The organism is Anoxybacillus sp. CHMUD (assembly GCF_013096965.1).
GTDB lineage: Bacteria > Bacillota > Bacilli > Bacillales > Anoxybacillaceae > Anoxybacillus > Anoxybacillus kestanbolensis_A.
In genome coordinates this window covers 87,902-110,431 of sequence record NZ_SDLG01000009.1, presented here as the reverse complement: position 1 = coordinate 110,431, position 22,530 = coordinate 87,902, and the positions used below count along the sequence as shown (strand labels likewise).

The following is a 22,530-nucleotide window of genomic DNA, read 5'->3' as shown; positions in this document are numbered from 1 at the left end:
TGAGATTTCCCATCGCGTCAAGCGAGTAAGATCCCTTGAAGATGACAAGGTAGATAGGTCCGAGGTGGAAGCGTGGCGACACGTGCAGCTGACGGATACTAATCGATCGAGGACTTAACTAAACACATACGAAAAGCGAAGGCGACTGTTTAGCCTGTTATCTAGTTTTGAAGGAATAAAAAAATGCTTGACAACAAAAAATATTCCGTTATAATAACATTTGTCTAAAGCATTATTGCTCGGTGACGATGGCGGAGAGGTCACACCCGTTCCCATCCCGAACACGGAAGTTAAGCTCTCCAGCGCCGATGGTAGTTGGCGGGACACCGCCTGCGAGAGTGGGACGTTGCCGGGCAAAACAATATGTTATTCCGCAGTAGCTCAGTGGTAGAGCACTCGGCTGTTAACCGAGCGGTCGTAGGTTCGAATCCTACCTGCGGAGCCATTTACGGAGAGCTGTCCGAGTGGTCGAAGGAGCACGATTGGAAATCGTGTAGACGCGATGAGCGTCTCAAGGGTTCGAATCCCTTGCTCTCCGCCAGCCACTTTGGAAATAATATATGGCCCGTTGGTCAAGTGGTTAAGACACCGCCCTTTCACGGCGGTAACACGGGTTCGAATCCCGTACGGGTCATCTTTTATGGAGGATTAGCTCAGCTGGGAGAGCACTTGCCTTACAAGCAAGGGGTCGGCGGTTCGATCCCGTCATCCTCCACCATGTATGAACAATCATCGCGGGGTGGAGCAGCCAGGTAGCTCGTCGGGCTCATAACCCGAAGGTCGCAGGTTCAAATCCTGCCCCCGCAACCAAATTGGTCCCGTAGTGTAGTGGTTAACATGCCTGCCTGTCACGCAGGAGATCGCGGGTTCGAGTCCCGTCGGGACCGCCATGTATGGCTCGGTAGCTCAGTCGGTAGAGCAAAGGACTGAAAATCCTTGTGTCGGCGGTTCGATTCCGTCCCGAGCCACCATTTTGAATCATGTCAGCTTCGTATGAATATATAGTGTGCCGGCTTAGCTCAATTGGTAGAGCAACTGACTTGTAATCAGTAGGTTGCGGGTTCAAGTCCTGCAGCCGGCACCAGATTGTTTTTGAGCCATTAGCTCAGTAGGTAGAGCATCTGACTTTTAATCAGAGGGTCGGAGGTTCGAGTCCTCCATGGCTCACCATGATGCGGGTGTGGCGGAATTGGCAGACGCACCAGACTTAGGATCTGGCGCCTCTGGCGTGGGGGTTCAAGTCCCTCCACCCGCATGATGCGGAAGTAGTTCAGTGGTAGAACACCACCTTGCCAAGGTGGGGGTCGCGGGTTCGAGTCCCGTCTTCCGCTCCAATATGCCATGCCGGGGTGGCGGAATTGGCAGACGCACAGGACTTAAAATCCTGCGGTAGGTGACTACCGTGCCGGTTCGAGTCCGGCCCTCGGCACTTCATATGCGCCCGTAGCTCAATCGGATAGAGCATCTGACTACGGATCAGAAGGTTAGGGGTTCGAATCCTCTCGGGCGCGCCATGTTTATATCATTATGAGGACGGGAAGTAGCTCAGCTTGGTAGAGCACATGGTTTGGGACCATGGGGTCGCAGGTTCGAATCCTGTCTTCCCGACCATTTTCAAGGGGCCTTAGCTCAGCTGGGAGAGCGCCTGCTTTGCACGCAGGAGGTCATCGGTTCGATCCCGATAGGCTCCACCATATATTTATAATGGCGGCGTAGCTCAGCTGGCTAGAGCGTACGGTTCATACCCGTAAGGTCGGGGGTTCGATTCCCTCCGCCGCTACTAGCTTAGGACCTTTAGCTCAGCTGGTTAGAGCAGACGGCTCATAACCGTCCGGTCGTAGGTTCGAGTCCTACAAGGTCCACCATGTTATATTATACGGAGGAGTACCCAAGTCTGGCTGAAGGGGTCGGTCTTGAAAACCGAGAGGCGTCGAAAGGCGCGCGGGGGTTCGAATCCCTCCTCCTCCGCCATATACAGTTTCATATCGCTTTATATTATGCCGGCTTAGCTCAATTGGTAGAGCAACTGACTTGTAATCAGTAGGTTGCGGGTTCAAGTCCTGCAGCCGGCATCATTGTGGCGGCTATGGCGAAGTGGTTAACGCACCAGATTGTGGCTCTGGCATTCGTGGGTTCGATTCCCACTAGTCGCCCCATAACATTTGCAAATTCAAATATGCGGGTGTAGTTTAGTGGTAAAACCTCAGCCACGAGCGACGCTTCGTCGAGTAAACCACGAGTTGCCTCGACGCATCCATCATCTTTGAATATGCTAGTAGAGGAAGAGGCATGACTGAGCGTGATGAGTGTTGCTTATTATAAAATTCGACGTGCGGGTGTAGTTTAGTGGTAAAACCTCAGCCTTCCAAGCTGATGTCGTGGGTTCGATTCCCATCACCCGCTTACGTGGGCCTATAGCTCAGCTGGTTAGAGCGCACGCCTGATAAGCGTGAGGTCGGTGGTTCAAGTCCACTTAGGCCCATTATAATCTTTTCGTTCCGCAGTAGCTCAGTGGTAGAGCACTCGGCTGTTAACCGAGCGGTCGTAGGTTCGAATCCTACCTGCGGAGCCATTTGGAGAAGTACCCAAGTGGCTGAAGGGGACGGTTTGCTAAACCGTTAGGTCGCGTTTTGCGGCGCGCGGGTTCAAATCCCGCCTTCTCCGCCATTGCCACATATGGCCCGTTGGTCAAGTGGTTAAGACACCGCCCTTTCACGGCGGTAACACGGGTTCGAATCCCGTACGGGTCACTAATTGAAAGGACATCCCACAAATAATATGGGATGTCCTTTCTTATTTGTGCAAAATTAAATTAGAAATAGGATGAGGAACGTTTTTACATCCTTCTTCTCCACTCATGTCCATTTTATTTTTCCTCTCTAAAAATTTCTTGCCATACTCGCCATGTTGATGAATCGATGGGTGCTCAACTTGAACGGTGACGTGGGAAAGATTGTATCGTTCCTTTAATATTTCATTGATCGCCAAAATGACGCAAAATGGCTGAATGTTTTCATGAATGAGAACGTGTGCAGTTAAAGAATAATGATCGGTGGAAATAGACCAAATATGCAATTCATGTACATCTTCGACTCCTTCAACAGATAAAATATCCGCGCGAATGCGTTCGATATCAAATTCGTCCGGAACTGCGTCCATTAAAATAAAATACGACTCTCGAACAATTTTTGCCCCACCTACGAAGATAATGGTACCGATAACGACGCTGATGAGGGGATCAAATACATATAGACCTGTAAAGTAAATTAAAATAGCTGAAATGATAACACCGATGGAACTTAGTAAATCACCAATAAAGTGCCATAAAGCGCTTTTTACATTTAAATTTTCTTCTTCTTTCATGCTCCGGCTTAAAACGATTGTTAACACAAGATTAACGATAAATCCGACTGTTGCGATCGTTAACATGAAGGAAAATTGAATGGTTTCGGGATGAATGAAACGACGGATTCCTTCGACAAAAATCCCCACCGCAATAACGACAAGTGCAAGCCCATTCAAAAATGAGGCAATAATTTCAAACCGTAAATAACCAAATGTAAATTTTTTATTTGGCGGACGAGAAGCTAAATAAAGGGCAATCATACTTAACCCTAATGCAATCACATCGGACGCCATGTGTGCTGAGTCTGACAATAAAGCAAGGGAATTTGATAAAACCCCCCCTATGACTTCCACAATCGTGAAAAAAGCGGTTAATAATAATGTCGTCCAAAGTGCTTTTTTTGATGTTGTCTGCACTTTTATATGTGGCAAATGATGAAAATCGTACATATAAACGCCTCCTTATTATTTATAATAAATATAAAAAAATATAAAAAATAATTACTATAAAATATTCTATATAATTATCATTTGATAATCAAACGACAATTTTATGGACGTTCGTATTGATTTTCATTTCGCCACATTTAGCATGTGATTTGTTGAACATTGTCGAAAAATATCTTAATTTTCTTACAGGAATTTTACATGGCGTAGTGTAATATATCAGTACGGAGTGGTTTTGTATCCCTTTAGGAAAGGAAGGATGAACATTTGCTAACGATGAGTCCAACCGATTTGCAGTTGCATTTATTTCACGAAGGAACGTTTTATGAAAGCTATCATTTATTCGGTGCACATCTTGTGAAACGAGACGGGAGAACGGAAACGCGTTTTTGTGTATGGGCCCCACATGCCAAAAAAGTTCGGCTTGTTGGGACATTTAACGATTGGAACGGAGAGGAGCATGAATTAACAAAAATAAACGATCAAGGAGTATGGATGATTGTTGTTCCAGAAAATTTAGAAGGACATTTATATAAATACGAAATTATAACAAAAGATGGACGCACTCTTCTTAAAGCAGATCCATATGCTTTTTATGCTGAAGAACGCCCCCATACAGCCTCTATTGTATATCAGTTGGATGGATACAAATGGAACGATCAAGCGTGGCAAAGAAAAAAGAAGCGAAAGCCTATTTATGAGCAACCGATGTTTATTTATGAAGTTCATTTCGGAACGTGGAAAAAGAAAGAAGATGGGCAATGTTATACATATGCGGAGATGGCAGATGAGTTAATTCCTTATGTTGTTGAGCATGGATTTACTCATATTGAACTGTTACCGCTTGTTGAGCATCCGCTCGATCGTTCATGGGGATATCAAGGAACGGGTTACTATGCTGCAACGAGTCGCTATGGGACGCCCCATGATCTTATGTATTTTATCGATCGCTGTCATCAAGAAGGAATCGGTGTTATTTTAGATTGGGTTCCGGGACATTTTTGTAAAGATGCACATGGGCTATATATGTTTGATGGCGAACCGACGTATGAATATGTGAATATGCAAGATCGGGAAAATATTGTTTGGGGAACAGCTAATTTCGATTTAGGGAAGCCAGAAGTGCACAGCTTTTTAATTTCGAATGCTTTGTTTTGGTTACAATATTATCATATTGACGGTTTTCGTGTAGATGCGGTGGCGAATATGCTTTATTGGCCAAATAGTGACGTATTACATCCAAATCCATATGCCATTTCATTTTTAAAAAAGTTAAACGAAGTTGTCTTTGCTTTTGATCCAAACGTATTAATGATTGCCGAAGATTCAACGGATTGGCCGAAAGTGACGGCACCGACGTACGACGGTGGATTAGGATTTAACTACAAATGGAATATGGGCTGGATGAATGATGTATTAACTTATATGGAAACGAGCATGCACGAAAGGAAACATATGCATCATAAAATGACGTTTTCGTTGTTGTATGCCTACACAGAAAATTTCATTTTGCCTTTATCTCACGATGAAGTGGTACATGGAAAAAAGTCACTATTAAATAAAATGCCGGGGGATTATTGGGATAAATTTGCTCAGCTCCGCTTGCTTTACGGTTATTTCATGACGCACCCAGGAAAAAAACTGTTGTTTATGGGTGGGGAGTTCGGACAGTTTGATGAATGGAAAGACCTAGAGCAACTTGATTGGATGTTATTTGATTTTGATATGCACCGAAAAATGGATAACTACGTGAAGTCTCTCACCCATTTTTATAAAAAACAAAAAGCATTATATGAATGTGATCACGATCCAGACGGTTTCGAATGGATTGATGTAAACAACGCTGAACAGAGTATTTTTTCTTTTATTCGGCGAGGAAAAAAAGAAGAAGATACGTTAATTATTGTTTGTAATTTTACAAACGTCACATATCATGATTACAAAGTTGGTGTACCGCTTCTTACATCGTATCGAGAAGTATTCAATAGTGACGATGTTACGTACGGAGGGACGGGGCACATAAACAAAAAATTGCTTGCGGCACGTGAACAACCATACCACGGGAAGCCGTATCATATTGAAATGACCATTCCGCCGTATGCTATAACAATTTTACGACCTACAAGAAAAAGAGAAGGGAAGGGAAACCATGGTACGAAAAAAGTGCGTCGCTATGCTACTCGCGGGGGGGCAAGGGAGTAGATTAAGCTCATTAACAAAAAATTTAGCTAAACCGGCTGTTCCGTTTGGAGGAAAGTATCGCATTATTGATTTTACACTAAGTAATTGTGCCAATTCTGGTATTGATACAGTTGGGGTACTCACCCAATATCAGCCGTTAGAGTTAAACACGTATATTGGCATTGGGAGCGAGTGGGATTTAGATCGGAAAAATGGTGGGGTAACCGTTCTTCCACCGTATGCTGAATCGTCGGAAATGAGATGGTATAAAGGGACAGCAAATGCGATTTATCAAAACTTAAACTATTTAAAGCAGTATGATCCAGAGTATGTGCTCATTCTTTCTGGCGATCATATTTACAAAATGAATTATGCAGATATGTTGCAATATCATATTGAAAAGAAGGCAGATGTGACGATTTCTGTTATTGAAGTACCGTGGGAAGAAGCGAGCCGTTTTGGAATTATGAATACAAATGAAGAGATGGAAATTGTCGAATTTGAAGAAAAGCCAGCACATCCGAAAAATAATTTAGCTTCGATGGGCATTTACATTTTTAAATGGTCGATTTTGAAAGAATATTTGGAAATGGATAATCGAAATGATCGCTCAAGCCATGATTTTGGCAAAGATATTATTCCTTTGTTAATTGATGAAAAAAAGCGACTCGTTGCTTATCCATTTAAAGGATATTGGAAAGATGTCGGAACGGTAAAAAGTTTATGGGAAGCAAATATGGACTTACTAGAAGATACCCCAGCGTTAAATTTATTTGATTATACGTGGCGTATTTATTCAGTGAATCCGAATGAACCGCCACAATATATTGCTCCGTATGCGCATGTGAAAGAGTCTTTAGTGAATGAAGGATGCATTGTTGAGGGGTATGTGGAGCATTCTGTTTTGTTTCAAGGGGTGTATGTTGCACAAGGTGCAACAGTAAAAGATTGCGTTGTTATGCCTAATGCTGTAATTGGTAAAAATGTATATATTGAAAAAGCGATTGTTCCACCAAACATGGAAATTCCCGATGGAACGTTCATTTGTGCCGATCAATTTGACGGGGAAGTCATTCTTGTGACAGAGGAGCTTTTGGGACATTTTTCAGAGAGAGAGGATGAGAAAGCGTGGGAAAATTAATGCTCGGGGTTATTGATGCAACGACATATAAGCGTGAAATGAATGATTTGACGCTTCAACGTTCTATTGCCGCTGTTCCGTTCGCTGGGCGCTATCGATTAATCGATTTTGTTTTATCAAATATGGTTAATTCAGGGATTGAAAGTGTCGCTATTTTCCCAAAATATCAATATCGTTCGTTAATGGATCATTTAGGCTCAGGTAAAAATTGGGATTTGAATCGAAAACGCGATGGCTTATTCTTTTTTCCTTCGCCAGATCTCCCGATTTCTCATATTGGATCATTTCAACATTTCCAGCAACATATCGATTATTTTTTGCGAAGTACACAAAAGTACGCCCTCATTTGCAATAGTTATACAGTATGTAACATCGATTATGAAGAAGTGCTGCGAAGACATATTGCTAATGGGTGCGACATTACACGCGTATGTCACCAAGGGCGATCGATTGACATGTTCATTTTAGAAACATCGTTGTTACTCGATTTGATTGCTAACCAACAAAGAAATCATTATCAAAGTATTGTGGATGTTGTTAATGATGAAACAAATGGGTTAACGGTGTGCGATTATGAATACGATGGATATGTTGCGATCATTGGTAGTATTGAACGTTATTTTTATCATAGTTTAGAGCTTCTTCAACCAGAAATATGGAAGCAGTTGTTTTTGAAAGGAAGACCGATTTATACGAAAGTAAAAGACGAACCACCGACAAAATATACCTCACATGCTTTTGTGCGTAACGCAATGATTGCGAATGGATGCGTGATCGAAGGAGAAATTGAAAGTAGTATTATTTCAAGAGCTGTGAAAATCGGAAAAGGGACTGTCGTTCAAAATAGTGTCATTATGCAAAAAAGTCAAATTGGAGAGAACTGTCATCTTGAATATGTCATTGTTGATAAAGATGCCCGAATTGGCGATGGGGTGAAATTAATTGGGACACCGAAGGAGCCAATCGTCATTCGAAAAGGAACAATACAAGGAGCGCTGATGAAATCGTGAAAGTATTATTTGTCGTATCAGAATGTGTACCATTCGTAAAAACAGGCGGGTTAGCAGATGTGGCTGGTGCATTACCAAAAGAGTTGAAAAAGCTTGGGACAGATGTACGTGTCATGTTACCAAAGTATGGGTTAATTCCAGAACATATGCGAAAAAAAATGCATAAAATTGCTGAGCTTGTCGTTCGTGTTGGTTGGAGAAGACAATATTGTGGAATTGAACAATTAGAATATGAAGGAATTACATATTATTTCGTCGACAATGAGTATTACTTTAAGCGAGATTCATTATATGGACATTACGATGACGGCGAGCGTTTTTCATATTTTTGTCGCGCTGTACTCGATTCTCTTCCGGTCATTGATTTTCAACCGAATGTAATCCACTGCCATGATTGGCATACAGGTATGATTCCATTTTTATTGCGTGAAGAATATACGAACAATTCATTTTACGCACGAATGAAAACGGTATTTACGATTCATAATTTACAATTTCAAGGTATTTTCCCACGCGAAATTTTAGGGGACTTGCTGAATTTAAGCGACCGCTATTTTTCTATTGAGCATTTAGAGTTTTATGGAAACGTCAGCTTTATGAAAGGGGCGCTTGTCTCGGCGCATATGATTACAACGGTCAGTCCAACGTATAAAGAGGAAATTCAAACGCCATATTATGGTGAACGGCTCGACGGGTTATTGCGGGCGAGAAGTTCGCATCTAGTTGGCATTTTAAACGGAATTGACGATCAAATATACAATCCGAAAAAAGATCCGTATATTGCAGTGCCGTATGATGTAACGACAATTGCGCGAAAAAGCATTAACAAACGAGCTCTCCAACAACATTTTTCTTTGCCATCAGAAGAAGATGTCCCTGTCATTGCCATTGTGTCGCGGTTAACAAAGCAAAAAGGATTAGATTTAGTGAAATGTGTATTTCACGAAATAATAGCAGAAAACGTGCAAATGATCATTCTCGGAACAGGGGAATGGGAGTTCGAACATTTCTTTCATGATATGGCGATGACGTACCCTGATCGTGTGCGTGTATATATTGGTTTTTCAGAGCAGCTTGCACATCAAATTTATGCCGGTGCGGACATGTTTTTAATGCCGTCTCAATTTGAACCGTGCGGTCTCGGACAAATGATTGCGATGCGTTACGGGGCTGTGCCGATCGTTCGAGAAACAGGTGGATTAAACGATACGGTACAATCATTTAACGAATTTACGAAAGAAGGGACGGGATTTACGTTTAAAAACTTTAATGCGCATGATATGTTATATACGATTCAGCGCGCACGGTCATTTTATGAACAAAAAGAAATATGGGAGACAATTATGAAACAAGCAATGAACAAGGATTACAGCTGGGCACAATCGGCATTTAAATACAATCAACTATACGACGAATTAATGGCTGGGAGTGGCATCTATGTTCACGGATAAGGAAGAGTTTAAGCAAACGTTTTTGAAGCGATTAGAAATGATGTATGGAAAACGGTTTTGGGAATCCACTGTCCTGGATCAATACAATACGCTAGGGCATATGATTCGTGAGTACATTAGCAAACATTGGATCCAGACGAATGAACGATACCGTGCTGAACATAAAAAGCAAGTGTATTATTTGTCGATTGAATTTTTGCTAGGTCGCTTGTTGGGCAGCAATTTAATGAATCTCGGCATACGGGATATCGTTGAAGAAGGATTGAAAGAGCTAGGAATTGAATTAGCTCATGTTGAAGAAGTGGAAATTGACGCGGGGTTAGGAAACGGGGGGCTTGGGAGACTAGCTGCTTGTTTTTTAGACTCTCTTGCCTCACTTGATTTGCCTGGACATGGGCAAGGTATTCGCTACAAGCACGGTTTATTTGATCAAAAAATTGTGAATGGTTATCAAGTGGAACTTCCAGAGCAATGGTTGCGTCATGGGAACGTTTGGGAAGTGAAAAAAGAAGATTTAGCGGTAGAGGTTAATTTCTGGGGGAAAGTGGAGTGCTACGAACAAAACGGTCGATTAACGTTTCGACATTATGATGTAGAAAAAGTGATGGCCGTTCCTTATGATATGCCGGTCATCGGGTATGATACGACAACTGTCAACACGCTGCGACTATGGAGTGCGGAGCCAGCGAAGTTTCCTCTTCATAAACATGTCATGCAATATAAGCGAGAAACAGAAGCTATTTCTGAATTTTTGTATCCAGACGATACGAACGATGAAGGAAAAATTTTAAGGTTAAAACAGCAATATTTTCTTGTTGCTGCAAGCATTGGGAGCATTGTGCGCGACTATCGGCAACGATACGGACATTTACAACATTTCCATCGACACGTAGCGATTCATGTGAATGACACCCACCCAGTTCTAGCCATTCCAGAACTGATGCGAATTTTGTTAGATGAGGAAGGAATGGGATGGGATGAAGCGTGGCACATTACGACAAATACGATCTCTTATACAAATCATACAACATTATCTGAAGCGTTGGAAAAATGGCCTATTTACATTTTCCAACCGCTACTGCCGCGAATTTATATGATTGTGCAAGAAATTAATGAACGATTTTGTCGTGATTTATGGAATCGATATCCTGGTGATTGGAAAAGAATTGAGGATATGGCGATTATTGCTCATGGGCTTGTGAAAATGGCCCATTTAGCGATTGTAGGGAGCTATAGTGTGAATGGGGTCGCGAAAATACATTCCGAAATTTTAAAGCATCGGGAAATGAAGTTATTTTACGAATACTTTCCAGAAAAATTTAATAACAAAACGAACGGGATTACCCATCGCCGTTGGCTGCTGAAAGCAAATCCGGAGCTTTCTTCTCTTATTACCGAAGCGATCGGAACGGAATGGATAAAGCAGCCTGAGCAGCTTATTCAGTTGAAAAAGTATGCAACTGATCATGCATTTCAAGAACGATTAGAAAAAGTGAAACATCACCATAAACAAAAGTTAGCTAAATATATTTACGAAAAAACAGGGGTGACTGTAGACGACTCATCGATTTTTGATGTGCAAGTGAAACGGTTACATGCGTATAAAAGACAGTTGTTAAATGTACTCCACATTATGCATTTATATAACCGATTAAAAGAAGATGAACATTTCGATATGTATCCACGTACGTTTATTTTTGGCGCGAAAGCATCGCCGGGATATCATTATGCGAAGCGGATTATTAAGTTAATCAATTCTGTTGCACAAAAGGTGAACAGCGACGAACAAATTAATGGGCGGTTAAAAGTTATTTTCTTAGAAAATTACCGTGTCTCATTGGCAGAAAAAATTTTTCCAGCCGCTGATGTAAGTGAGCAAATTTCGACGGCAAGCAAAGAAGCATCAGGGACCGGAAACATGAAATTTATGATGAATGGAGCTGTGACGATCGGAACGCTCGATGGGGCCAACATTGAAATTTTAGAACGTGTCGGTCATGACAATATGTTTATTTTTGGATTGACTGCAGAAGAAGTGTTGCACTATTATGCCAACGGTGGATATCATTCGTATGAATATTATCACCATGATCAACGGATTCATCAAGTTGTAAATCAGCTTGTGAATGGCTTTTTTCCAGATGCATATGATCACTTCGAGCCGATTTACGATTCGTTGCTTGCTCATAATGATCAATATTTTGTCCTACGGGATTTCGCATCGTATGCTGATGCACAACAACGATTGGGAGTAGCGTATGAAAATCGCCAAAAGTGGTTAGAAATGAGCGTGACGAACATCGCTTGTTCTGGATATTTTTCAAGTGACCGAACGATTGAAGAATACGCTCATGACATTTGGCGTATTCACTAACAATATTCACTAACAATATTCACTAACAAAAAGTCAGTCCTGTAAGCATATGCTCACAGGACTTTCTTATGAAGTATAAGGATCTTTTTCATAAGCTGGAAGATCACCGAGTGGAGACATTAATTGTTCGTCATCGAGCATTTGTTCATATTGTTCATGTACAATGTTTGGATAAATCGTAATGCCCGTTCCATAAAGATCGGTTGCCGCAAATGTTTCAAACGGTTCGACGTAACCGATTTGTTCCTCAGCATCAATATACATGCGATCATAGTGTACCGTATCTTCTTGAACATCTGAAGGTGTTTCTGATGTACCGAAGCGAGCAACCTTTTGCCAACTATCTTCAGCATCGAAAGTTTCTACATCTTCATGAACGACAAATTCGCCAAATGGAGGAGACAAAATACTTTCTTCAATTGGGCGCTGTTGTGAAATAAATTGATCAGAGCTATGTTCTTTACAATATGTTGTCGTCGGGATGGCTTCGAGACGTTCGAACGGAATGGGTTTCCCGCATACTTTGCAAATACCGTATGTCCCATCTTCCATCGCTTGAAGTGCACGTTCGATATCGTGAAGCTCTCGTTCTGTATGTTCGTTCAGCGCAATATCTTTTTCTCGTTCATATAATTCTGTGCCAGTATCAGCAGGATGATTGTCATAATTCGATAATTCGCCAACTGAATCATGATTAGATGTTCGGGTGAGACCGAAATGATCGTTTTGTTTCAACCGTTGCTCAATTTGTCGTTTTTCTTGCAATAAACGGTCACGTAAAGCAGATATATCCTGCACAATAAATTCCCTCCTTCAAGTTCTAACTACGCATAGTATGGACTAAAAAGAAAAAACCATAGCGTCAAGGCTATGGTTTTTCTTAACAATTATTGCATCCAATAATGAATAAATAGACCGACAACGAGTAAAAATCCGAACTGCGTATTCGTTTGAGCGGTCGCTTTCATGGCTGGCATCATGTCGATCGGTTTCGTTTTTCCAATAAACCCCTTCGTTGCTCGCCACGCTTTTGGGACACTGAAAAATACGAGCAATGTCCATGGCGAAATCGTTTTCGTAAAAACAAGTAACACAATCCATAAAAATGATGTGACAAACATGCCACCTAACAACCAAATGGCACGTTTTCTACCGAGTAAAATGGCTAACGTTTTTCGTCCGCTTTTTTTGTCTCCGTCTAAGTCGCGAATGTTATTGGCTAATAAAATAGCACCAACTAGAATAGAGATGGGAACAGAAACAAGAACAGGTGTTGATGTAATTGTGCCCGTTTGAATAAAAAATGAAATTAAAATAATGGTAAGACCCATGAAAAACCCTGCTGCTAATTCACCAAATGGGGTATAGGCGATCGGAACGGGCCCGCCTGTATAAAAATAGCCTGCTGCCATGCAAATGGTGCCGATCACAGCTAGCCACCAACTACTGTTGGCACAAATATAAACGCCAAGTAACATGGCGATAGCGAAAAAAGACCAAGCAAGCAGTAAAACTGTTTTTGGTGAGATGCCATCGCGGACAATCGCTCCACCAATTCCGACGGATTCAGGTGTATCAAGCCCTCGTTTATAGTCGTAATATTCATTAAACATATTTGTTGCTGCTTGGATAAATAATGAAGCAATGAGCATAGAAAAAAATAAAGGGAAGTGAATTGGCGTTTCATCTACTGCAAGCACAGTGCCGATGGAAACAGGAACGAACGCTGCAGTAAGCGTATGTGGACGCAATAATCGCCACCAAGCGCGCCAGTCTCGTTTATAATGAACCGTTTGAGTATTTGAACGTACTGGTGTTGGCATACTATTCTTCTCCTTTAAGTAAAATGTCGTTCACAATAAGTTTAGGGAAGTGGGGAAAATGTGTCAATGTCTTGACGATATAAATTGTTTCCTATCTCTAAAAAACAATATTATAATGGAAAAGGGACAAAAAGTTTAAGTATAGGCGTGATAAAAGGTGGTTACTTTATATCAAAACAAAGTTATTGACCAATTGCGTCATGTATTAGGGAAAAAAGAGCATATGGTTAGTATTACCATAAGAATGGAACAAATCGATCCGCTTGCTTTTTTCTCTGCGGGTGAAACGTTATTTTATGGGCAACGCTTTTACTGGTCGGATTGCTTGCACGAACGAACATTTGTTGGACTTGGACGAGCTCAAGTTATAAAAAGCAAAGAAAAGACGAAAAAGCGGTTTCGTGACGTCGAACGAGAATGGAAACAAATTGTAGAAGGCGCTTTCATCGAAGGGCAAGGGCCACTGATGTTTGGAGGATTTGCCTTTGACCCGCTGAAACAGTCGGATGAACATTGGATTGAATTTCCTTCTGCCCAATTTGTTGTGCCTACATTTTTGCTAACAAAGCAACGAGATGAAATATGGTTAACAGTCAATGTTGTTCATGAATCGCTCAATCAGATTGAAGAAATGATCGATTCTTTATTTCACACACGTGATGAGAGCGATTGGCATCGTGCTCACATTGTGAAAAAAGAAGAAGTTGCTCGTGCCCAATGGCTCCGTGCCGTTCATTACGCGACAGATCTTATTCGAAATGATGCAATTGAGAAAGTTGTTTTAGCACGGAAGCTATTTCTTTCTTTTTCTGATCGAATTAACTGTTCTCAAGTGTTACACGAGCTTCATGAACAACAACCGATGAGCTACATTTTTGCTTTTGAAAATGGCTCTACTTGCTTCATCGGGGCTTCTCCGGAGCAACTTGTGAGAAAGAATGGGCATATGTGTGAAACAGCCTGTTTGGCGGGATCGATTCGCCGTGGACATACGGTGAAAGAAGATGAAGAGCTTGGACGTTGGTTGCTTCAAGACGATAAAAATCGCCGCGAGCATGCGTTTGTTGTCGATATGATTAAACAAGCAATGAATGAAGTATGTACGGAAGTTGTCATTCCGAACGAACCAACGCTTCTGAAAATGAGACATATTCAACATTTATATACGCCTGTTCAGGCGAAAGTGAAGGAAGGCGTCTCGATTTTTTCACTCGTTGAACGGCTTCATCCAACCCCTGCGCTCGGGGGATTTCCGAAAGAAAAGGCGGTACAGACGATTCGGGAGATTGAGCCGCTTGATCGTGGATGGTATGCCGCTCCGATTGGTTGGGTTGATGCGAACGGAAACGGAGAGTTTGCTGTTGCGATTCGTTCGGCATTGCTTGAAGACAATAAAGCACATTTGTTTGCAGGATGTGGCATTGTCGCCCATTCTGATCCACATAATGAATACGAGGAAACGAATGTAAAGTTTAAACCGATGTTATCAGCGTTAGGGGGGGATGGAGATGAATGAAATGACAGCGTATGTCACAGCTTTCGTTGAGCAACTAGCTCATATGGGAGTACAACAAGTAGTCATTAGTCCTGGTTCTCGCTCCACTCCTCTAGCGATGGTTATGGCTGAACATCCAACGTTAAATATTCATGTTCATATTGATGAACGTTCCGCTGCTTTTTTCGCATTGGGCATGGCGAAGGCTTCTGGAGAGCCAGTTGCTCTTGTTTGTACATCAGGGACAGCAGTAGCAAATTATTATCCAGCAATCGTTGAAGCTTATTATGCACGTGTCCCACTCGTTGTGATTACGGCTGATCGCCCTCATGAACTGCGTGATGTTGGCGCCCCACAAGCAATTAACCAGTTGCATATGTATGGTTCATATGTAAAATGGTTTGTTGATATGGCGCTTCCAGAAGGAAATGAGCGAATGCTTCGTTATGCCGAAATGGTCGCTGCTCGCGCGGTATACGTTGCATCGTCTGTCCCAAAAGGACCGGTTCATATTAACGTACCGTTGCGCGAACCACTCGTTCCAACGATCGATGAGCCGCTGTTTTTGCCATCTTCTCCAACTCGCATCGTGTATAAAGGAAATAAGCATCTTTGTGAAGAGATGATCGATGAGTTGTATGCGGGGTTGAGCGGTGTCGAAAAAGGGGTCATTATATGCGGAGATTTGCATATCGAAGGTTTTTCTGAGGCAGTTGTGAAGTTAGCGGAAGCATTGCAATACCCTATTTTAGCAGATCCTCTCTCTCCATTGCGGACAGGTACACACGAGAAACGATGTATTATTGAATCGTATGATGCGATGTTAAAAAATGAAACGTTTGCGAATAAGTTCGTTCCAGATGTCGTTATTCGGTTCGGAGCGATGCCTGTATCGAAATCGCTTTATGTTTGGTTGCAGAAGCATAAACAAGTAAAACAAATAGTTGTCGATGAAGCGGGACAATGGCGCGATCCAACGTTGTCGCTTCAAGTACTGATAGAAGCAAATGAGGTTCAATTTTGTTATGATTTAGCGCAACGTGCTTCACATTCTTTTCGTTCGTCACAATGGATGAGCAAGTGGCAATACATGAATGAACGTGCAAAACACATTTTGTTAAAAGCAGAAGAAGAAACGAGCATGTTTGAAGGGAAAATATTTATTGAACTTGCCAACCTATTGCCAGACAAAGCAACACTCTACGTTGGCAACAGTATGCCTATTCGTGATGCGGATACGTTTTTTATGTCATCGAATAAACGAATCCGTTTACTAGCGAATCGAGGAGCAAACGGCATTGATGGAGTTGTATCTAGTGCTCTTGGGGCAAGTTACGTTTCCCAACCACTTGTGTTAGTGATTGGCGACTTGTCGTTTTATCATGATTTAAACGGTTTGTTGGCAGCGAAATTACAACAGCTACATGCGACAATCATCGTGCTAAACAATAACGGCGGAGGTATTTTCTCTTTCTTACCGCAAGCGAATGAACCAAAGCATTTCGAACGGTTATTTGGTACGCCGACACATTTATCATTTCAGCATGCTGTTGACATGTATAATGGGCATTATGAAAAAGTAGAGACGTGGGAACATTTTCGACGAGCGATGACGGACGCTCTTTCACGCCCGACATTAAACGTCATTGAAGTTCCGACATCACGTGAATATAATGTCAAAATCCATCGGAAATTGTGGAAAGATGTTTCCCAGGAAATGTCCAACTTGTTGAATAAAGGGGAATGAACATGAAGTTTGTCGTTCGAGGACAAACGTATTATGTGGAAATGTACGGTAATGGACAACCGCTGTTGTTACTACACGGATTTACAGGCAGCTGTCAAACGTGGCATCCGTTTATTTCAACGTGGAGCCAACATATGCAGTGCATCGCCATTGACATTCTCGGTCACGGACGAACGGATGCTCCTTCAGCTGTACAGCGATATGACATCGAGATCGTCGCAAAAGATATTGCTACGTTATTGGAGCAATTAGAAATAAAAAAAGCGCATGTATTAGGATATTCCATGGGGGGAAGACTTGCGCTCACATTTGCGGTTCTTTATCCGCAGTATGTTCAAACGCTCATATTAGAAAGTAGCTCTCCCGGTCTAAAAACAGAAAAAGAAAGAATGAAACGTCGCGAAGAAGACGAGCGATTAGCACAATTTATTGAAAAACATGGCGTCGCTTCATTTGTCGATCGCTGGGAGAACATTCCGTTATTTTCTTCTCTTCAACGGTTACCAAAAAGTGTGCAACAACGGCTCCGTGAAGAACGGTTACAGCATACAGCGATTGGACTAGCCAACAGTTTACGTGGGATGGGGACAGGCGCACAACCTTCTTGGTGGGGGGCATTGCATCAATTACATATGCCGGCATTGTTGATTTGTGGAGAAGACGATGAAAAGTTTTGTCGAATTGCGTCAGAAATGGTACAATTATTACCAAACGGAACGCTCATTGCCGTTCCGCAAGCTGGACACGTTGTGCATATGGAGCAGCGTGAGCGGTTTGGTACGCTTGTTCAACAATTTGTGCTAAGAGGAGGTTTATTGCATGGCGATTGAATGGATAAAAGAGAGGGAATATGAAGATATTTTGTACGAAACGTATAACGGCATTGCAAAAATCACAATTAATCGTCCTGAAGTACATAATGCGTTTCGTCCAAAAACAGTAATGGAATTAATTGATGCGTTTGCATACGCACGTGACGACTCCAATATTGGTGTCATCATTTTAACAGGTGCAGGCGGCAAAGCGTTTTGTTCGGGTGGCGACCAAAAAGTGCGTGGACATGGTGGATATGTGGGGGATGATCAAATTCCGCGCTTAAACGTATTAGACTTGCAACGTTTAATTCGTGTCATTCCGAAGCCGGTTATTGCGATGGTTGCAGGTTATGCGATCGGCGGCGGCCACGTGTTACATGTTGTTTGTGACTTAACGATTGCAGCAGATAACGCGATTTTTGGTCAAACAGGTCCGAAAGTCGGTAGCTTTGATGGAGGATATGGAGCCGGCTATTTAGCGCGCATTGTCGGTCATAAAAAAGCGCGTGAAATTTGGTATTTATGTCGCCAATACAATGCCCAAGAGGCGCTAGAAATGGGACTAGTGAATAAAGTTGTTCCGCTTGAACAGCTAGAGGAAGAAACGGTGAAATGGGCGGAAGAAATTTTAGAAAAAAGCCCGACAGCGATTCGCTTCTTAAAAGCTGCGTTCAACGCTGATACTGATGGATTGGCAGGCATTCAACAACTGGCTGGAGATGCAACGCTTCTTTACTATACAACGGATGAAGCTAAGGAAGGACGCGATGCGTTTAAAGAAAAGAGAAAACCGGACTTCAAGCAGTTCCCGCGTTTTCCATAAAAATAACACAGCTTGATGTGCATACATCAAGCTGTTTTTTTGAAGGTGGTGTGAAGATGATTCCAAATTGGTTACGTCAACGTGCACATTTAACTCCGAATCGTGTAGCGCTATACGACGACACACAATCGATTTCATTTGCGGAACTTCATGATCGGACAGTAAAACGGGCAAGGCAATTTGTTTATCTCGATGTAAAAAAAGGCGACATTGTAGCTATCTTAATGAAAAATAGTATACATATGGTCGAAGTCATTCATGCGCTTCATTATATCGGAGCGATTGTTTTGTTACAAAATGTACGCTTATCGATAGAAGAAATAAAGTGGCAGTTGGATCATAGTGGGGCGCGTTTCGTCATTTGTGATGAGCCATTTCCAGACGAACGAGTAATTGAATGGAATGAATTTATAAAACTCCGAGAACGAGATGGAGAATGGCAAACGATGTACCATCTTGATGATGTAGCAACCATTATGTATACATCAGGGACGACAGGAAAGCCAAAAGGAGTTATGCAAACATATGGGAATCATTGGTGGAGTGCGATTGGCTCCGCTTTAAATCTTGGCTTGCATGAAAATGATTGTTGGCTTGCGGCTGTTCCCTTTTTTCATGTTAGTGGTTTGTCGATTTTAATGCGGAGCGTTATTTATGGCATGAGTATTTATATTATGTCATCATTTGACGCGAAACGTAGCAATGAGCTTATTTTGCAAGGGAAAGTTACGATGATGTCCGCTGTCAGCACCATGGTGCAACAAATAATTCAGCAACTCAAGCAGCCGTATCCTTCGTCATTTCGTTGTATGCTCGTTGGAGGAGGACCTGTTTCGCAACCATTATTGCAGTCGTGTGCTAATTGGAATATACCTGTATATCAAACATATGGTATGACAGAAACTGCTTCTCAAGTGGCTACATTACCTCCAGATGCTCGTCATAAACATGGCTCAGCAGGAAAGCCGCTTTTTCATATGAACATTCGGATTGAAAAAGACGGGGAAATCATGCATGCAAATGAAGCGGGAGAAATTGTTGTCAAAGGCCCGAGCGTGATGAAAGGATATTGGCGAAATGAGCAGGCGACGGCCGCTGTTTTAAAAGACGGTTGGTTATATACCGGGGACATCGGATATATTGATGAAGAAGGATTTTTATATGTGCTCGATCGTCGCTCGGATTTAATTATTTCCGGTGGTGAAAACGTATATCCAGCTGAAATTGAATCCGTACTTTTGCAACATGAAGTTGTCAAAGAAGCGGGAGTGGTCGGTGTAGCAGATGAAACATGGGGACAAGTGCCATATGCGTTCGTTGTGTTAAATGATGAACACATAACAGAAGAGCAATTAAAGCAATTTTGTATGAATAAACTCGCAAAATATAAAGTGCCAAAACGAATTCAAGTTGTTGACCATTTGCCGCGCAACGCTGCGAACAAGCTGATGCGTCATGAGCTAAAAAAATGGGTCGAGGAGGCGTAAAAAGCCTCCTCTTATTGATATCCTTTCGCTGTTTCTTTCGTAATTTTTTCTTTAAACAGTTTATAACTCCAAAGTTGATAGCCTACGACGATCGGTACCATAACGATGGCGACGCCGAGCATAATTTTTAAGTTCAATTCGCTTCCTGCTGCTTCAAAAAGCGTTGTGCTATATTCATCGTTGATGCGCGAAGGAAGCATGTTTGGGAACATACCGATAAAGCCTGTTGCCATAAGTGTGAAAATAGTTAAGCAAATGTTTGCAAATGCAAGCCCGATTCGTTTTTGCCATACGAACAATAACATAAGCAACGCACATACGAAAGTAAGGGCAGGTACGATCCAAAGAATCGGAGCTTTCGTAAAGTTATCAAATAGTGTTGTCCGATTGCTTGTCGCAACAAAGAAAAGAGATAGTACGACAGCAGCGACAACAGAAGCTGGCCGTGCAATTTGATATGCTCGTTGTGCCACATCACCAACAGTTTTAATCATAATCCATAAAGCGCCAGATACAATGAATAAGCTTGTGAACAACAATCCACCTAATAGCCCGTATGGATGTAGCAAGCCGAGAAATGTTCCTTCATACCCCGAAGGTCCGATTTTTAAACCGTAAAATAAATTAGCAAAGGCGACGCCAAATAAAAGTGCTAAGGAAACACTACTAATTGTAAATGCCCACTTCCAACTTGTTTGCCAACGTTTCGACTCGTCTTTATGCATAAATTCTAATCCTGCTGCTCGGAAAAAGAGAGCGAATAAAATAAGCATCATTGGCGTATATAAGAAGCTAAATAAGTCAGCGTAAACAGCTGGAAACGCAGCAAATGTAGCTCCGCCCGCTGTAATTAACCATACTTCATTGCCACCCCAAAACGGTCCAACCGCTTCTTGTAGTTGATTTCGCTCTTGACGGTTTCTCGCTAAAAACGGAAACAACATGCCTGTACCGAGCGTATATCCATCTAACACAAAGTATATCGTCCAAATAAGTCCCCATAGACCAAACCAAATGATCGCAACTGTTTCATGAGACATGTTGCATTTCCCCACCTTTCGTAGCCGCGGATGTGTACGGTCCTTTTTTTGCATATTTCAACATTAAGTACACGTCAGCAATAAGCAAAATCGTATAAAACACGACTAAGCTGACGAGCGAGAAAAGGATTTGTGAGAGCGAGATTGGCGATACTGCCTCAGCTGTACGCATGAGACCATAAACAGTCCACGGTTGACGTCCGACTTCCGCAACGACCCAGCCAGCATTGATCGCAACGTACGGTAACAAAACGGAATACATGACTACCTTTAAGAAGCGTTTTGATTCAATTAATTTATTTTTACGATACAAGTAAAACCCATACCAACATAAAGCGACGAAATATAGTCCGAGTGCGACCATTAATCGAAATGAGTAAAACACAATATTGACGTTCGGTCGTTCGTCTTTCGGAATTTGATCAAATCCAACGACTTTTCCATCAAACGAATGCGTATAAAAGTAACTTCCAAGCTTCGGAATCGTTAAAAATTCAACGATATTTCGTTCGTTTTTTGGATCCGGAATTTGAATAATATGAAAAGGTAACCCCTCTTTCGTTTCCCAAACAGCTTCTAGTGCTGCTCCTTTAGCAGGCTGCATCTTTGCCGCAAACGATGCTGATTTATGACCGATAAATGGTGTTGCTGTTGTCGCGATAAGACCTAGAATAAGTGCATACTTAAACGATTTTTCGAAAAATACGACATGCTGCTTACGCAACAAATGCCATGCGCTAACAGCCATCACAAAAAACGCTCCAACAATATAACAGCTAACGATTGTGTGCACAAACATATGCCATGCATATGGATTTGTTACCACTTCCCAAAAGTTTTGTAGTTCGATGCGACCGTTTCTCTCAATATACCCGACCGGATTTTGCATAAACCCGTTTGCTGTAATAATCCAAAGTGCTGAAATGTTTGTACCGAGCGCAACCATCCAAATCGAAAACGCACGAAGTTTTGGTGAAATTTTATCCTTCCCAAATAGCCAAATCCCCATAAATGTTGATTCTAAAAAGAAAGCAACGAGCGCTTCAATGGCGAGCGGAGATCCGAAAATATCCCCCATATATTTCGAATACTCAGACCAGTTTGTACCAAATTGAAATTCCATCGTAATGCCTGTGACTACGCCAAGGACGAAGTTAATAGCAAACAATTTCCCCCAAAAATCTGCCATTTGTCGATAAAGCGGATTTTTTGTTCGTACATGTTGTGTTTCCATCCATGCAATTAAAACAATAAGACCAATGGTCAACGGGACGAATAAAAAATGATAGAAAACAGTAATGGCAAATTGAAAACGGCTTAACAAAAGTACATCGCTCATATATCCCCCTCC

15 protein-coding genes, 25 tRNA genes and 2 rRNA genes are annotated in these 22,530 nt (G+C 42.0%); 37 read left to right on the top strand and 5 right to left on the bottom strand.

Annotation, left to right across the window (positions count from 1 at the left end; all coding sequences use genetic code 11):
- The 27 genes from ETB99_RS08560 to ETB99_RS08430 all read left to right on the top strand — a co-directional run.
- A 23S ribosomal RNA gene (locus ETB99_RS08560) occupies positions 1-122 on the top strand; the annotation flags it as partial.
- Between the two features lie 116 nt (positions 123-238).
- Positions 239-355, top strand: a 5S ribosomal RNA gene (gene rrf, locus ETB99_RS08555).
- A 15-nt stretch (positions 356-370) separates the two neighbouring features.
- A tRNA-Asn gene (locus tag ETB99_RS08550) sits at positions 371-445 on the top strand.
- 5 nt (positions 446-450) lie between these two features.
- Positions 451-541: transfer RNA gene (locus ETB99_RS08545), tRNA-Ser, on the top strand.
- A gap of 21 nt (positions 542-562) precedes the next feature.
- Positions 563-634: transfer RNA gene (locus ETB99_RS08540), tRNA-Glu, on the top strand.
- An 8-nt stretch (positions 635-642) separates the two neighbouring features.
- Positions 643-718, top strand: a tRNA-Val gene (locus ETB99_RS08535).
- Positions 719-733: 15 nt separating this feature from the next.
- A tRNA-Met gene (locus ETB99_RS08530) sits at positions 734-810 on the top strand.
- Positions 811-814: 4 nt separating this feature from the next.
- Positions 815-890 (top strand) — tRNA-Asp (locus tag ETB99_RS08525).
- Positions 891-895: 5 nt separating this feature from the next.
- A tRNA-Phe gene (locus ETB99_RS08520) sits at positions 896-971 on the top strand.
- 37 nt (positions 972-1,008) lie between these two features.
- Positions 1,009-1,084 (top strand) — tRNA-Thr (locus ETB99_RS08515).
- Positions 1,085-1,094: 10 nt separating this feature from the next.
- A tRNA-Lys gene (locus tag ETB99_RS08510) sits at positions 1,095-1,170 on the top strand.
- 4 nt (positions 1,171-1,174) lie between these two features.
- Positions 1,175-1,255, top strand: a tRNA-Leu gene (locus tag ETB99_RS08505).
- A 4-nt stretch (positions 1,256-1,259) separates the two neighbouring features.
- Positions 1,260-1,334: transfer RNA gene (locus ETB99_RS08500), tRNA-Gly, on the top strand.
- A gap of 9 nt (positions 1,335-1,343) precedes the next feature.
- A tRNA-Leu gene (locus tag ETB99_RS08495) sits at positions 1,344-1,429 on the top strand.
- A gap of 8 nt (positions 1,430-1,437) precedes the next feature.
- A tRNA-Arg gene (locus ETB99_RS08490) sits at positions 1,438-1,514 on the top strand.
- Positions 1,515-1,534: 20 nt separating this feature from the next.
- Positions 1,535-1,611: transfer RNA gene (locus ETB99_RS08485), tRNA-Pro, on the top strand.
- 7 nt (positions 1,612-1,618) lie between these two features.
- A tRNA-Ala gene (locus ETB99_RS08480) sits at positions 1,619-1,694 on the top strand.
- 12 nt (positions 1,695-1,706) lie between these two features.
- Positions 1,707-1,780, top strand: a tRNA-Met gene (locus ETB99_RS08475).
- 8 nt (positions 1,781-1,788) lie between these two features.
- A tRNA-Ile gene (locus ETB99_RS08470) sits at positions 1,789-1,865 on the top strand.
- A gap of 13 nt (positions 1,866-1,878) precedes the next feature.
- Positions 1,879-1,971 (top strand) — tRNA-Ser (locus tag ETB99_RS08465).
- Positions 1,972-1,999: 28 nt separating this feature from the next.
- A tRNA-Thr gene (locus ETB99_RS08460) sits at positions 2,000-2,072 on the top strand.
- Between the two features lie 8 nt (positions 2,073-2,080).
- Positions 2,081-2,156 (top strand) — tRNA-His (locus tag ETB99_RS08455).
- A gap of 176 nt (positions 2,157-2,332) precedes the next feature.
- A tRNA-Gly gene (locus ETB99_RS08450) sits at positions 2,333-2,403 on the top strand.
- A gap of 5 nt (positions 2,404-2,408) precedes the next feature.
- Positions 2,409-2,482 (top strand) — tRNA-Ile (locus ETB99_RS08445).
- Between the two features lie 15 nt (positions 2,483-2,497).
- Positions 2,498-2,572 (top strand) — tRNA-Asn (locus ETB99_RS08440).
- Positions 2,573-2,575: 3 nt separating this feature from the next.
- Positions 2,576-2,667, top strand: a tRNA-Ser gene (locus ETB99_RS08435).
- 11 nt (positions 2,668-2,678) lie between these two features.
- Positions 2,679-2,750 (top strand) — tRNA-Glu (locus ETB99_RS08430).
- A 43-nt stretch (positions 2,751-2,793) separates the two neighbouring features.
- Here ETB99_RS08430 and ETB99_RS08425 read toward each other — a convergent pair.
- Positions 2,794-3,795, bottom strand: coding sequence for a cation diffusion facilitator family transporter (locus ETB99_RS08425; RefSeq protein WP_171700385.1), 1,002 nt, complete (start codon positions 3,793-3,795; stop codon positions 2,794-2,796).
- Positions 3,796-4,068: 273 nt separating this feature from the next.
- Between ETB99_RS08425 and glgB the strand changes: the two genes are divergently transcribed.
- From glgB to ETB99_RS08400, 5 genes are read left to right on the top strand one after another with little or no spacing between them, the layout of a single operon-like run.
- Complete coding sequence (gene glgB / locus ETB99_RS08420) at positions 4,069-5,994, top strand: 1,4-alpha-glucan branching enzyme (RefSeq protein WP_077429360.1); 1,926 nt, start codon at positions 4,069-4,071, stop codon at positions 5,992-5,994.
- Complete coding sequence (locus ETB99_RS08415; protein WP_171700384.1) at positions 5,942-7,114, top strand: glucose-1-phosphate adenylyltransferase; 1,173 nt, start codon at positions 5,942-5,944, stop codon at positions 7,112-7,114. The genes glgB and ETB99_RS08415 overlap by 53 nt, the downstream gene beginning before the upstream one ends.
- The gene (locus tag ETB99_RS08410) at positions 7,102-8,124 is read left to right on the top strand and encodes a GlgC family sugar phosphate nucleotidyltransferase (protein ID WP_171700383.1); all 1,023 of its coding nucleotides are present in this window, start codon (positions 7,102-7,104) and stop codon (positions 8,122-8,124) included. Before ETB99_RS08415 ends, ETB99_RS08410 begins: the two co-directional genes overlap by 13 nt.
- Positions 8,121-9,575, top strand: coding sequence for a glycogen synthase GlgA (gene glgA, locus ETB99_RS08405; RefSeq protein WP_077429346.1), 1,455 nt, complete (start codon positions 8,121-8,123; stop codon positions 9,573-9,575). The genes ETB99_RS08410 and glgA overlap by 4 nt, the downstream gene beginning before the upstream one ends.
- Entirely contained in the window at positions 9,562-11,949 is a 2,388-nt protein-coding gene (locus ETB99_RS08400; protein WP_171700382.1) for a glycogen/starch/alpha-glucan phosphorylase, read from the top strand. The genes glgA and ETB99_RS08400 overlap by 14 nt, the downstream gene beginning before the upstream one ends.
- 66 nt (positions 11,950-12,015) lie before the next feature.
- Here ETB99_RS08400 and ETB99_RS08395 read toward each other — a convergent pair whose 3' ends face one another.
- Positions 12,016-12,747 carry a yteA family sporulation protein gene (locus tag ETB99_RS08395; RefSeq protein WP_077429348.1) on the bottom strand — a complete coding sequence of 244 codons (732 nt, stop codon included), beginning with the start codon at positions 12,745-12,747 and terminating at the stop codon, positions 12,016-12,018.
- Between the two features lie 89 nt (positions 12,748-12,836).
- Entirely contained in the window at positions 12,837-13,772 is a 936-nt protein-coding gene (locus ETB99_RS08390; RefSeq protein ID WP_129000776.1) for a 1,4-dihydroxy-2-naphthoate polyprenyltransferase, read from the bottom strand.
- Positions 13,773-13,929: 157 nt separating this feature from the next.
- Here ETB99_RS08390 and ETB99_RS08385 point away from each other — a divergent pair, with 157 nt between their 5' ends.
- The 5 genes from ETB99_RS08385 to ETB99_RS08365 are packed head-to-tail and all read left to right on the top strand — an operon-like array spanning position 13,930 to position 20,139.
- Positions 13,930-15,288, top strand: a complete 1,359-nt coding sequence (locus tag ETB99_RS08385) for an isochorismate synthase (RefSeq protein WP_077429350.1) — start codon at positions 13,930-13,932, stop codon at positions 15,286-15,288.
- Positions 15,281-17,014: a 2-succinyl-5-enolpyruvyl-6-hydroxy-3-cyclohexene-1-carboxylic-acid synthase gene (gene menD, locus ETB99_RS08380; RefSeq protein WP_171700381.1), complete on the top strand. Its 1,734-nt coding sequence runs from the start codon at positions 15,281-15,283 to the stop codon at positions 17,012-17,014. Before ETB99_RS08385 ends, menD begins: the two co-directional genes overlap by 8 nt.
- Positions 17,015-17,016: 2 nt before the next feature.
- Positions 17,017-17,844 carry a 2-succinyl-6-hydroxy-2,4-cyclohexadiene-1-carboxylate synthase gene (gene menH, locus ETB99_RS08375; protein WP_077429352.1) on the top strand — a complete coding sequence of 276 codons (828 nt, stop codon included), beginning with the start codon at positions 17,017-17,019 and terminating at the stop codon, positions 17,842-17,844.
- A complete protein-coding gene (gene menB, locus ETB99_RS08370) occupies positions 17,834-18,652 on the top strand; it encodes a 1,4-dihydroxy-2-naphthoyl-CoA synthase (RefSeq protein ID WP_006320645.1) in 819 nt (272 codons plus the stop codon). Before menH ends, menB begins: the two co-directional genes overlap by 11 nt.
- A gap of 56 nt (positions 18,653-18,708) precedes the next feature.
- Positions 18,709-20,139 carry an o-succinylbenzoate--CoA ligase gene (locus ETB99_RS08365; protein WP_171700380.1) on the top strand — a complete coding sequence of 477 codons (1,431 nt, stop codon included), beginning with the start codon at positions 18,709-18,711 and terminating at the stop codon, positions 20,137-20,139.
- Between the two features lie 11 nt (positions 20,140-20,150).
- On the opposite strand, the gene cydB is transcribed toward ETB99_RS08365, so the two are convergent.
- Together cydB and ETB99_RS08355 are read right to left on the bottom strand one after the other, a co-directional pair.
- Positions 20,151-21,179: a cytochrome d ubiquinol oxidase subunit II gene (gene cydB, locus ETB99_RS08360; RefSeq protein ID WP_171700379.1), complete on the bottom strand. Its 1,029-nt coding sequence runs from the start codon at positions 21,177-21,179 to the stop codon at positions 20,151-20,153.
- On the bottom strand, positions 21,169-22,518 hold the full coding sequence (locus tag ETB99_RS08355) for a cytochrome ubiquinol oxidase subunit I (protein WP_171700378.1): 1,350 nt from the start codon (positions 22,516-22,518) through the stop codon (positions 21,169-21,171). Before ETB99_RS08355 ends, cydB begins: the two co-directional genes overlap by 11 nt.
- Between the last annotated feature and the right edge of the window lie 12 nt (positions 22,519-22,530).

What these genes read in the sequence shown, in the direction of transcription:
- cydB (WP_171700379.1), bottom strand. Translation starts at nt 21,179, where the DNA reads ATGTCTCATGAAACAGTTGCGATCATTTGGTTTGGTCTATGGGGACTT.
- ETB99_RS08390 (WP_129000776.1), bottom strand. Translation starts at nt 13,772, where the DNA reads ATGCCAACACCAGTACGTTCAAATACTCAAACGGTTCATTATAAACGA.
- menD (WP_171700381.1), top strand. Translation starts at nt 15,281, where the DNA reads ATGAATGAAATGACAGCGTATGTCACAGCTTTCGTTGAGCAACTAGCT.
- ETB99_RS08425 (WP_171700385.1), bottom strand. Translation starts at nt 3,795, where the DNA reads ATGTACGATTTTCATCATTTGCCACATATAAAAGTGCAGACAACATCA.
- menB (WP_006320645.1), top strand. Translation starts at nt 17,834, where the DNA reads ATGGCGATTGAATGGATAAAAGAGAGGGAATATGAAGATATTTTGTAC.
- ETB99_RS08400 (WP_171700382.1), top strand. Translation starts at nt 9,562, where the DNA reads ATGTTCACGGATAAGGAAGAGTTTAAGCAAACGTTTTTGAAGCGATTA.
- glgB (WP_077429360.1), top strand. Translation starts at nt 4,069, where the DNA reads ATGAGTCCAACCGATTTGCAGTTGCATTTATTTCACGAAGGAACGTTT.
- ETB99_RS08365 (WP_171700380.1), top strand. Translation starts at nt 18,709, where the DNA reads ATGATTCCAAATTGGTTACGTCAACGTGCACATTTAACTCCGAATCGT.
- ETB99_RS08415 (WP_171700384.1), top strand. Translation starts at nt 5,942, where the DNA reads ATGGTACGAAAAAAGTGCGTCGCTATGCTACTCGCGGGGGGGCAAGGG.
- menH (WP_077429352.1), top strand. Translation starts at nt 17,017, where the DNA reads ATGAAGTTTGTCGTTCGAGGACAAACGTATTATGTGGAAATGTACGGT.
- ETB99_RS08355 (WP_171700378.1), bottom strand. Translation starts at nt 22,518, where the DNA reads ATGAGCGATGTACTTTTGTTAAGCCGTTTTCAATTTGCCATTACTGTT.